Source organism: Psychrobacter pocilloporae, assembly GCF_029872915.1.
In the GTDB taxonomy this organism is placed as follows: domain Bacteria; phylum Pseudomonadota; class Gammaproteobacteria; order Pseudomonadales; family Moraxellaceae; genus Psychrobacter; species Psychrobacter pacificensis.
Genome location: NZ_PGFT01000001.1, coordinates 2,509,582 through 2,520,936, shown reverse-complemented (window position 1 = coordinate 2,520,936; position 11,355 = coordinate 2,509,582). Strand labels below are relative to the sequence as shown.

General features: G+C 44.7%; 8 protein-coding genes. 7 read left to right on the top strand and 1 reads right to left on the bottom strand.

Annotated elements, in window-relative coordinates:
• Positions 1 to 48: 48 nt before the first annotated feature.
• Positions 49 to 621: an elongation factor P gene (gene efp / locus CUR83_RS10730; protein ID WP_058025610.1), complete on the bottom strand. Its 573-nt coding sequence runs from the start codon at positions 619 to 621 to the stop codon at positions 49 to 51.
• A gap of 162 nt (positions 622 to 783) precedes the next feature.
• Here efp and epmB point away from each other — a divergent pair, with 162 nt between their 5' ends.
• The 7 genes from epmB to CUR83_RS10695 all read left to right on the top strand — a co-directional run bounded on the left by epmB (position 784) and on the right by CUR83_RS10695 (position 11,350).
• Positions 784 to 1,791 (top strand): EF-P beta-lysylation protein EpmB, encoded by a 1,008-nt coding sequence (gene epmB / locus CUR83_RS10725; protein WP_284719634.1) that lies wholly within the window; start codon positions 784 to 786, stop codon positions 1,789 to 1,791.
• A 290-nt stretch (positions 1,792 to 2,081) separates the two neighbouring features.
• The gene (locus CUR83_RS10720; protein WP_284719633.1) at positions 2,082 to 3,821 is read left to right on the top strand and encodes a hypothetical protein; all 1,740 of its coding nucleotides are present in this window, start codon (positions 2,082 to 2,084) and stop codon (positions 3,819 to 3,821) included.
• 476 nt (positions 3,822 to 4,297) lie between these two features.
• A complete protein-coding gene (locus tag CUR83_RS10715; RefSeq protein ID WP_093070590.1) occupies positions 4,298 to 6,385 on the top strand; it encodes an EAL domain-containing protein in 2,088 nt (695 codons plus the stop codon).
• Positions 6,386 to 6,443: 58 nt separating this feature from the next.
• Positions 6,444 to 6,902 (top strand): c-type cytochrome, encoded by a 459-nt coding sequence (locus CUR83_RS10710; RefSeq protein WP_058024410.1) that lies wholly within the window; start codon positions 6,444 to 6,446, stop codon positions 6,900 to 6,902.
• Positions 6,903 to 6,950: 48 nt separating this feature from the next.
• Positions 6,951 to 7,979: an AAA family ATPase gene (locus tag CUR83_RS10705; protein ID WP_284719632.1), complete on the top strand. Its 1,029-nt coding sequence runs from the start codon at positions 6,951 to 6,953 to the stop codon at positions 7,977 to 7,979.
• A gap of 171 nt (positions 7,980 to 8,150) precedes the next feature.
• Complete coding sequence (locus CUR83_RS10700) at positions 8,151 to 9,122, top strand: DUF58 domain-containing protein (protein WP_284719631.1); 972 nt, start codon at positions 8,151 to 8,153, stop codon at positions 9,120 to 9,122.
• Positions 9,119 to 11,350: a transglutaminase TgpA family protein gene (locus CUR83_RS10695; protein ID WP_284719630.1), complete on the top strand. Its 2,232-nt coding sequence runs from the start codon at positions 9,119 to 9,121 to the stop codon at positions 11,348 to 11,350. Before CUR83_RS10700 ends, CUR83_RS10695 begins: the two co-directional genes overlap by 4 nt.
• The last annotated feature ends 5 nt before the right edge of the window (positions 11,351 to 11,355 follow it).

Here is an 11,355-nt window from a genome sequence, read left to right as displayed (position 1 = left end):
TAGTGATCAACACAACAATCTCAGCGATCAATCATGCTTATTGCGCTATTAGTTTACACGAGTTTGGTAGTCACCCGTACGCGTATCAACACGGACGATTTCACCTTGCTGTACAAATAGCGGTACACGTACCACGGCACCAGTTTCTAGCTTAGCCGGCTTGCCGCCGCCACCTGAGGTGTCACCGCGTACACCAGGATCGGTTTCTGTGATTTGTAATTCAACAAAGTTAGGCGGCGTTACTGATAAAGGTGTGCCATTGAACAAAGTAATGGTGCATAGAGCATTGCTGTTCTCTTTTAACCACTGTATCGCGTCGCCCATCGCGTTTTTGTCAGCTTGAATTTGCTCAAAGCTTTCAGGGTGCATAAAGTGCCAAAACTCACCATCATTGTATAGATAGTTCATTTCCGTATCCATCACATCAGCCGCTTCTAAGCTGTCGCCTGATTTGAATGTTTGCTCCAGTACTTTACCACTACGAAGATTACGCAGCTTAACGCGGTTAAAGGCTTGACCTTTACCGGGTTTGACAAATTCGTTTTCAAGAATGGCACAAGGGTTGCCATCCAGCATGACTTTTAGACCAGCTTTAAATTCATTAGTAGAAAAACTTGCCACAAGAGACTCCTAGGGGTTGTAGATATGGTAGTAGATAGATATGAGGCTGACTGTACCAAAAGTTGCTGCCAAGCCAAGTGCTTACGTATTAGCGATATACTTTGATAGGGTAGACACTAAGGGCGTATAATATCCGATTTTGGGCACAGGTAGTAGGCTGTCATGATAAACCATTTAATCACACAAAAAAACTGGCAAACGCAATTATCGGAAGCCATTACCTCTGTTGACGAGTTGCTCAGTCTCCTAAAACTCGACTCACTACGCGCAGACGTCTATGTGCCGAAGCATTTTGTGCTGCGTGTGCCGCGCGGCTTCGTGGCAAAAATGACTGTGGGCGACCGTGATGATCCGCTATTAAGACAAATACTGCCAGACCAACAAGAGCAAATCAACGTAACAGGCTATGTAGCAGATCCTTTAAGCGAAAACAGCCAAAACCCTGTCAAAGGAATGCTGCACAAGTACCAATCAAGAGTATTACTGACGATTACTGGGGCGTGCGCGATTCATTGTCGCTACTGTTTCCGTCAGCATTTCGACTATAGCGCCAATATGCCAACTGCTGATGCAAAAGAAAATATCATCAACTATATCAGCGCGCATCCTGAAATCAATGAAGTGATTCTGAGCGGGGGTGATCCTTTAAATGTGACCAATAGACGTCTGTTTGCATGGTTAGATACTTTGGAATCTATTCCGCAGCTGACGACAATTCGACTGCATACTCGTCTACCGTTGGTTATTCCAGCCCGATTGGATGACGCACTATTAGACAGACTGTCTCAAAGTCGTTGCCGTATCGTGATGGTGATTCACTGCAATCATGCAAATGAGATTGATGATCTGACAGCAGAGTACCTTCAACGTGCTCGCGCAGCTGGCGTGACGATGCTAAATCAAGCAGTACTATTAAAAGGTGTTAACGATAATATCGATGCTCAGACAGAATTAAGCCAGCGTTTGTTTGCTTGTGGCGTACTACCGTATTATTTGTACGTATTGGATAAGGTGGCTGGTGCCGCGCATTTTGATAGCGACGAGCGGTCGTCAATTGAGCTCTACTGGTCGATATTGGCAGCATTACCGGGATATTTGGTACCTAAGTTGGTCAGAGAACTGCCGAATAGGCCATTTAAGGTGCCGATTGATATTTACAAACATATTTAATGCAGGCAATATAGGGGTGCAGAAAAAACCTGTTAAAAAGAGACGATTGTTGATAAAAATTGGTCAGTGACTGATTTTTATAAGAAGGGGGTCACGGTATCAGACATTATATTGATAGAACGCCTAAAATATATTGTCTAACAATAAAACTTCTATCGTTCATACCCATAGTCTCTTTAAAACAATACACAGTTTGCATGCTTTTTACCTGATATTGCTCTACTTTGTGTGGTTGCATACTTGCCTCTTGTCAACTTACTCAGAGTGACCAACAGTGAGTAGGAATACTGATGATAACTTTATCTAAGTTTCAAGAAGCCCTTTCTTCCAAAGAGCCACTACCAACGCCAAACCAATCAGTGAGCGGCCAAGAGCATCATTTGCTCAAACTATTGACAACGCTATCTTCACAAACCCAAGAGCAGCAAGCTGAGCACTTAGAAAAAGTTCTCTCCGTATTATGCGAGGCCAATATAGATGAGCTTCAATGCCTTAAACTGATGACGGCTGTGAGCGATGCTTCAGATCGGTTGATTGCCACGTTACGACAGCAGTATATTTATGAAACAGGCGCGCTGAGTGAGGTGCAGTTGGGTTATGTGGCTCAAGTAAAATCCTTGCATTATTTAATTATTTTGGCTTATGACAAGGTTGTACGTCGTCAAGAATTAATATCAAACAGTCCGCCAAAAAATATTTTAAAGAAAGGTTTTCCGCGCTATTTTAATACCAATAAAAAGCGCGCCAATACGCTTACGGTTGCCATTTATCAGTCGCTGCTGAGGTACCACAAGCTATTGTGTGAAGAGGCACTTTGCTATCGCAAGCCATCAGATTATCTCTGGTTCAGAATTAATCAGTTGTACCACCTCGCTTATCAACAGCGTGTGTCTCATCTCGAGTTGAATCGAGAAACAGTGACACCCTACACAAATAGTATTCATCAGCTTTATTGCCAAATATGTTTGCATAGTTTATTGAATGTATGTGCCATGCGTCGTCCTAATGTTCTATTGGTACAACGTTTATTGCCTGAATGGTCTCATTATATTGTTGCGACAATAGAACCAAAGACGGAAACACGCGTGTTCGTAGATTTACAGAGTGATAAACCACCAACGTATCTAACGCCCAACTCTGAGATAAATCCCTATGAAGATCGCTATGACTGTTTGTTTTTAGAGCTGACTCCTATGGTGCAGTATTTTAATTCACGTAGGCAGCTATCCACTGAGAGCAGTAATGTGGGGATAGGACACGGTCTGTTGAATACAATATCAATGACAGTCAGTTATCGTTATCTACAACCACAGCTCACGCTGCCTACTAAATATAGTCTCAAACACCGTGCGAGTTTAATCGCTGGTTTTAACAGTATCCATCACCATGTTGCTGACTCAAGCAGCTTTGCTAGCTTGATAGCAATAGATGAGTTATCCATAGATGAGCGCCCTCGTTATGACACGTTTAATACAGAGCAAAACAGTAATAGCGTATTAGACATAGAGGTGTTTGACAGCCATGACAGTCTGTCATTATTTCGTACACTGCGATTGGTGCCAACAGTAGATGTGTTGAATGAAGAGCATGTTGGAGAGGAAGCTCTTGATATGGATATGATAGATGGCGAGCTTGCTGCAACCACACCGCCATCATTACATATCATGAGTTTGTTCTTACTCTGTCAACCTGATGTGACAGAGCAGCCTGATCGGTCAATAGGGGTAGTACGTTGGCGGCATTTTGATACCAAAAACAAAGAGGTTGAATGGCAATTGCTTGGTCATCAGATTGTGGCATGCGGATTGCGCTTGGAAGGGAGGGACCCACAGAAGCATTGTTTTGTGCCAGCGCTGATTCTGGGTAAGGATGAGCAGCTGCAAACCATGAGTTCGCTGATTGTACCTTCGTCTTACTTTCAGCCTGGTGATAGAGTCATCATGCGTATCAGCAGTAAACAAACCCATCTACGTTTGGGTCGTAGATTGATGATAACTGAAGGGTTTAGTCAATACGAAATAGCAAAATAATGTCTATTTATGTATTTATAGTGAAACCATTATAAAAATGGTATAGCAAGATTAAACGCTATTTTTCGCAGCCTCTGAAGACGCAGTCACAGCAAGCAAGAAAAGTAGCGTTTAATCGAGCGCGTTTCCTATGCTGTATCAATTTTATTGAGGTTCTACTATATTGAAAGAAAGAGGGGTTGCACCGTATAAGAAAAAAGGCTGATGTTTTTTTTGATAATGATATTAAACAAACAAGGTCATAAGTTAACCTGCAGTCAATCAAATTATTGTCTATAATGAGCGATATTGTTACTCTAATTTATAAGATGCCTCGGGCGCTAGAATATATTACGCCAACTAAAACTCAGCTACTATCACAATACTTACTGAGCCTACTCTCTATAATGTTTTCTAAGCCAGATTAATTTTTGGAAACAGTATAAGGTGTCAAAAATAAGAGATAAAGATACAACCATAAGATTAAAAGGCCACCTATGCGCATTCAGTCCACCTTAAATCTATTAGTGATTAACGATGATCAGCTCTATGCTGAGCGTCTTGTACATCTACTGAGTGATTATTATGACAGCGTGAATTTAGGATTTTTGGATGATAAAGAAGAGCTACTAAAAGTACTGCGCCAGTCGTGGGATGTGCTGGTATTCGTTAGTGCTTATGATATGAGCTTTACGGATGTGGTTGGCATCATTCAAGAGCAAAGCATTGATTTGCCGATGATTTATTTGATGAAGGGTGAGGCAATATCGACCGCGTGTAATGATGAAGGGTTGCCTGCGGTGATGAGCGGAACCATGGTCAAAGCACTCAAGGCTGATCAAGAGATGGCTATCGTTATGGCTATCTGCTTACAGCATGACAGCTTGCGTAGTCGCCGTGAGCTCAAGAAACTACGCCATGTCCTATCAGAAGCAGAGCAACGTGCCAATGTGCTGATTAAAAACTCGAAAAGTGCAGTTGCCTATATCGATGAAGGTATCCATATCTTTGCCAATGATCCCTATCTTCAACTGTTTGGCTTTCGGTCAATGAATGATGTCATAGGGGTACCTGTGATTGATTTGATTTCAGGTGGCGATAGTGTCAAGGACTTCAAGCAATTTCTACGTCAGTTCGACAAAGGTAGCCGTGACGAAGTCGAGTTTAACTTTGAAAGCGTGCGTACGGATGGCAGTACTTTTGAGGCAAAATTACAGTTGGCATCTGCGACTTTAGATGGCGAACCCGTTACTCAGATTATCATACAACAAAATGCTAGCAACAGCGCAGAGGTTGCCAAACGCTTGGCTGAAGCAGAGCGTAAAGATAACCTGACAGGTGTGAATAATCGCCACGGCTTTGAAGAGCAAATGGCGATAGTGCACCAGCAAGCAACTCAAGGCGTGCTGACAGCAGCATTGCTCTATGTACAGCTCGATAACATTGGAAAAATAAGAAGTAGCCTCGGTCTGCAAGGAGTAGATACGACTGTCAAACAGGTTGCCTATGCACTAGATGAACTGGTATCGGATGGACATGTCAGCCGCTTTAGTGATACCGCATTTATGATACTTGTCAAAAACAAAACTACCTCAGAGCTCGAAGAGCTGGCTGAGAACATCGGTTCGCGTATCAGTGAGATGCTCATTGAGGTAGATAAGCGTACGACGAGTACCACGGTAAGTATCGCAATCGTCAAAATCGAAAAAAATACCGCAGAGCCCGCTATAATAATAGAGCGTGCTATGGATGCTATTAGCCAGATCATGGTCGAAACCTCTAACCATGGTGGTACTTATCATCTATATGATCCGAGTGAGCATGCCAATAGTGATGATCAGGCGCTTGCTGAGTCTCTGATTAATGCTATTACAAACAGTCGATTTGAGCTGTCATTTCAACCAATATACGATATCAATCAAGATCGTAGTGACTTTTTTGAAGTGTATCTACGTCTGCCATTGGCCGATGCCGATAACACGGTATTGACTCCTGATCAGTTTATGGCTGTGGCCAGAAAACACAAGCTACTTGAAAAGATAGATCGCTGGGTACTCATTAATGCGTGCAAAAAAATCAATGATGTCCGTAAAGAGCATCCTGAAGCCAGACTATTGGTGCAGCTAACCAGTGCCTCATTAATTGATAAGAAACTGCCTAATGTTGCAAGCCAACTGATCAAGGCAGTAGGCGGCGCCGCTGGTGTCTTAACGTTGCAATTTAACGAAAAAGACATCTCGGATCATTTAACTGTGGCAAAATCCCAGTTTTCGGCCCTTAACGAAGTCAACTGTCAAATGGGCATTACTAATTTTGGTTCTTCTGCCAAATCTATCGAAATTGCCAATTTAGTGCAGCCGGATATCGTGCGTTTGGCGCGTAACTATGTACAAGATATCAATTCAGCAGATAACTTAGACACGGTTAAATCACTTATCATGCGCATCAATGAGGTAAATGTTGATGTGCTAATGCCGTATATTGAAGATGCAGCGACTATGTCAGTCGCATGGAGTGTGGGGGCGCGCTATCTGCAAGGATACTATTTAGAAAAGCCTAGCAAAACGCTAAAGATTGCCAGTTAACATATTGCGATGCTACAAAATCTTTATCGCCAATGCTCACCAACCAAAGATTGCCAAAATGTCTATTATTAGTAAATATCAAATAAGCAGTCTTTTTGCCGCTGTTTTATTGCTCACTGCTTGTGAGCATACCCCGCCTGATCATCGCGACCCTGTGACACTACCATTATATGTCAATGGAGATGCAGATAATGGCTCGTTAATTTATCAAGATGCTTGCAGTCAATGCCACCAGCTCAACGCTGGTCTCAATAAAAAGGGCCCGCAATTAATGAATATATACGGCGCACCAGCTGCTGAGCTAAAAGATTACACTTATAGCGAAGGGCTCACAGAGTCAGGATGGGTATGGGACGCCAAAACACTCGATCCCTATATCGCGGATGCACAAAAAGCCATGCCAGATTCAAAGATGCTATCAGACCCTATGCCAGATGCTAAAGAGCGCGCGGATGTTATTGCGTATTTATCAACCCTCCGCGCTGATGCGCCGATCGTCGTAGATGATGCGAACTGACCTTACTGGTTGATCGTTATGACCCAAAAAATGAGCCGATAATTTACTATGACCCATGCCCCTAACGATAGAGCACCATCACCTACCTATCAAAAAATAGCCAAAACGCTTGGTCAATCCGTTCCTAGTGGCACCGATTTGCAATGCAATCAGCAGAAAATTGCACAATTGATGGCGCAATTGAACCAAATTGTATTGGACAAACCGCAAGCAGTTAAATTGGCACTCAGTGGCATACTAGCAGGTGGGCATTTATTGCTACAAGATTTACCTGGTATGGGTAAGACAACTCTGGCTCAAGGTTTGGCTAAGCTGTTAGGCCTGAGTTTTAGCCGAGTGCAGTTCACCAATGACATGCTCCCTGCCGATATCTTAGGCATGAGTATCTATGACCAAAGTAAACTGCGTTTTGAATTTCGTCCCGGTCCTATTTTTACTCAACTGCTACTTGCTGACGAAATCAACCGCTCCAGCCCCAAGACGCAAAGCGCACTCCTTGAAGCAATGGAAGAGCGACAAGTGACGCAAGATGGACAAACTTATCCCTTGCCGCAGCCGTTCTTTGTTATTGCAACCCAAAACCCACTGCAACAAGCTGGCGTCTATCCGTTACCTGAATCACAGTTAGATAGGTTCTTGCTGTGTGTGTCATTGGGCTATCCATCACCTATGGCAGAGCGTGAGCTGCTAAAAGGTCAAGATCGCCGTGAGCTATTAAAGGATCTAGATACGGTGCTTGATACTGAGGCTGTGCTATTGGCACAACAAGGCGTAAAACAAGTTTATGTGGCGGACGTGGTATTGGATTACCTACAAAGACTTGTTGCAAAGACTCGAGCAAGCCAAGAGTATCATGGGTTATCACCACGTGGCGTGCTATCGCTACAGCGTGCTGCACAGGCTTATGCTTATGTGTCGGGGCATATGGAGGTGACGCCTGAAGATATCCAAGCGGTCTTTGCTGCCGTGGCTGATCATCGTCTCGGGCAGCGTTTTGCACCTGCACAAGTGGTAGGTGGGCAAGCACCGCAGACCATCGCCCAACGCATTTTAGCAGACGTGCCTGTCATCGTTTAGCTGTCTATATTTTTAGTTATCTATATTGAAGTACGAGCAGGTTTAATAATACATGGCTATATCATCGAGTCCGTTAGTCTGAGGACTAGCGACTAGAGTCAATTACATGGTAAGAATAGGGTAGTCATGAGCTTTTTACCAAAAGCCTTAACCGCGTCAATCAGGTCAGCAATGAGCCGTTGGTTTGCCTCGCGCGCACCCAAAAATGATAGCGCGACGCTCAATCTACGCAACGTCTATATTTTTTTTAGTCGTGAGGGTATGCTATTTGCTGTGCTATTAGTGATTACCTTTATCGCGGGTATCAATTATGGCAATAACTTGGTACTTGGCTTGTGCTTTTATCTGGTCAGCGTTTGGTTGATTAGTTTTCATGTGACTTTTGCGCACATATCGGGTCTGCAAGTGCGTCTGCTAGAAGTGACTATGACAGAGGCCGGTACTCCTGCTTGGGTGACACTGCAACTCAAAAGTGAGAGCCGTCAACCACGGCGACAGTTATTATTTGAGTTTGAGCAAGCAGCTGACAAGAAGGATAAAAGTGGCACGAATCGGCAAAGCTCCATACTCGTAACGAGTCTACAAAGTGAGCAAACTATTCGCCTACCTGTTCAAACTTACAATCGCGGTCCTCTTGAGCTGCCACGACTAATAATTAAAACCGTTTATCCTTTGGGTATTATGCGTGCTTGGTCTTATGTCTATTTTGCGCGTAAGACTTGGGTGTATCCCAAACCTGAAGCATTTGACTGGCAGGTGCAGTATTCAGTTGCAAGCTCGGAGGATCTGCCAATTGGCGGACAATATCGACAAGGGCAAGACGACTTTGAGCGACTGGATAATTATCTCGAAGGGGAGTCGCTGGCTCGTGTCTCTTGGGGCCATGTGGCACGGGGTCAAGGCATGTTTACCAAACACTTTGCAGACCCTGTCGGTCATGAGCAAACGCTTGATTATGCAGATATGCCAGGTGCTCATCATGAACAGAAGCTTGCGCAATTGGCTCATGGGGCGTTGACATTGGGTCAATTAGGCGTGCCCTTTCAAATGCGTTTACCCAATGATACGCCTACTAGCGCAGCGGTGGGTGATGGCGAGACTTTTGCGCAAGCGTGCTTGCTAAGGCTGGCGAAAGCACCATGAATGAACCCAAACAGTTTTCTGCAACCGATGCCACAAAAACGGCAAGATTTGAGCAGTTAGCACTCGGTCAAAATATACAAGCGAAAAGTGGCATAGCAGCTGATAATAAATGGTATCGGCGACTACTGGCTCTACCAGCCTACCACTGGGTGCTAATTGCTCAAATAGCAGTCGTGTTGCCACATGCTGCTCACTTGCCAATATGGTTAATCGGGTTTGCGGCGATTAGTATTATTGCCCAACTACCGCGTCTCAAGAGTCGGCTAAAAAAACTCTCGCATTTAAAACGTGTCTATCAAAGCATGCAGATGCTGGGTTTTTTATTAGGCCTAGTGGGTCTGTGGCTAACGTATAACACAGCCTTTGGGCTGGACATGGGCGTAGCATTTTTGGTGCTATGTCTCGCTAGTAAGCTTTGGGAGCTGTACAAGCGGCGCGATGCTTACGTGGTGTTGAATCTATCGTTATTTGTACTGGCGGCCTTGTTTTTGATGGATCAAGGTTTGATTACCACTCTAGAAGTGATAGTAGGAGCGGTGATTGTACTATTGGCGTTTATTGCCCTAAACGACGATAGCAATGATGACGGTGATGGACGCCTGCGTACTTTAGGGGTGTTAGGGATTGGGGCACTGCCATTGTTGGTGGTGCTGTTTCTATTTTTCCCAAGACTGCCGCCACTGTGGTCTGTACAACTATCAGGTCAGCAAGCGACCACAGGTGTGTCTGATAGTATGTCACCCGGTGATTTTGCCAATTTAGGCCAGTCAACTGAGCTGGCTTTTCGCGTAGAGTTTGGCGATGAGCGTCCACCGCAACAGCAACTATATTGGCGCGGACTCGTGTTTAGTGATTTTGACGGAGTTACCTGGCGACCAAGCAATCAGGTAAGCCAATGGTCGACTAGATCGCAAACCCCTACATGGATTCAAAATGCCTTTGCTACTGTTCCCGAGCAAGTGCAAGCCACACCTACTCGCTATCAAATTATCCTAGAACCTACTCAGCAGAACTGGTTATTCGGGCTCGATTATCCTTTTTCTCAGCAGCCAGATATCAACATTACTTCCAACTTTACATTATCAAAAGATCAGCCAGTCACGCAGCAGCTGCGTTATGATGTATTGCAGTTTGCGCCGATGCGTATTGACCCGATTCTGACTGATGCATCAAGACGCCTAAATCTGGCACTACCAGCAGAGGGTAATCCGCAAGCACGCGCGCTTGCTCAGCAGTTATTTGTACAATCAGGCTCAGATCCCGTGCGCTACATGGCTGCTATCGAGCGCTGGATCAATCAAACAGAGTTTCGCTATACGTTGTCACCGCCACGACTCAATACTGATCGTATCGATGAGTTTTTGTTTCAGACCAAAGCAGGATTTTGTGAGCATTACTCTTCAAGCTTTACTTTTATGATGCGCGCAGCTGGTGTCCCAGCGCGGGTGATAGCGGGCTATCAAGGGGGCGAGCCCAGTCGCAATGGCAACGTATGGGAAGTGCGGCAGATGGATGCGCATGCATGGACTGAGGTTTGGCTCGAAGGCCAAGGCTGGGTACGCGTCGATCCCACGTCATTTGTGGCGCCTGAGCGCGTTGAGCAGGGTATGAATGCAATGACCGAGCAGCAAGGCGCAGCCATGTTTGGCAGTGGTGCCAGCGCGCAAATCAGCTATCAGCAGTATCAAATGCTGCAAACACTACGTCGCTTGTCTGACCAAGCCAGCTATTACTGGCAAAAAGACGTGGTCGGTTATGACCAAGACAAACAAGCAGATTCGCTCCTAAAATGGTTCAACATCAGCTCTATCATGCAGCAAATCATCTGGTTAGCGGCCAGTGCTGTTATTATTATGACTACCTTAGTATTCATCATTTGGCGCCGCCGGCGCAAACGCTGGCATCCAGCAGATTTGCTGCTTGCCCAGCTCTCAAAACATATCGGCAAGCGCGATAAATTATTGGCTCGAGAGGATCATGAAGGGCAGTTAGCTTGGCTAGAACGCTTAGCATCTGCTATCGATAGTCGCCTAGATGACGATACTCGCCGTCATGCAAGTCATTTAACAAACAGTGAAAACCCGATAGCGATTCAGACAAAGCTGGTTGAAATTAAGCAAAACTACCGTCAGTTACGTTATGGGCGTTTGAGTAACTTGGATACTAACCATAGTGAATATCAAAAACTACTTAAGCAGCTGAAAAAAAATGTACGCGATCTACTGTGATTTTT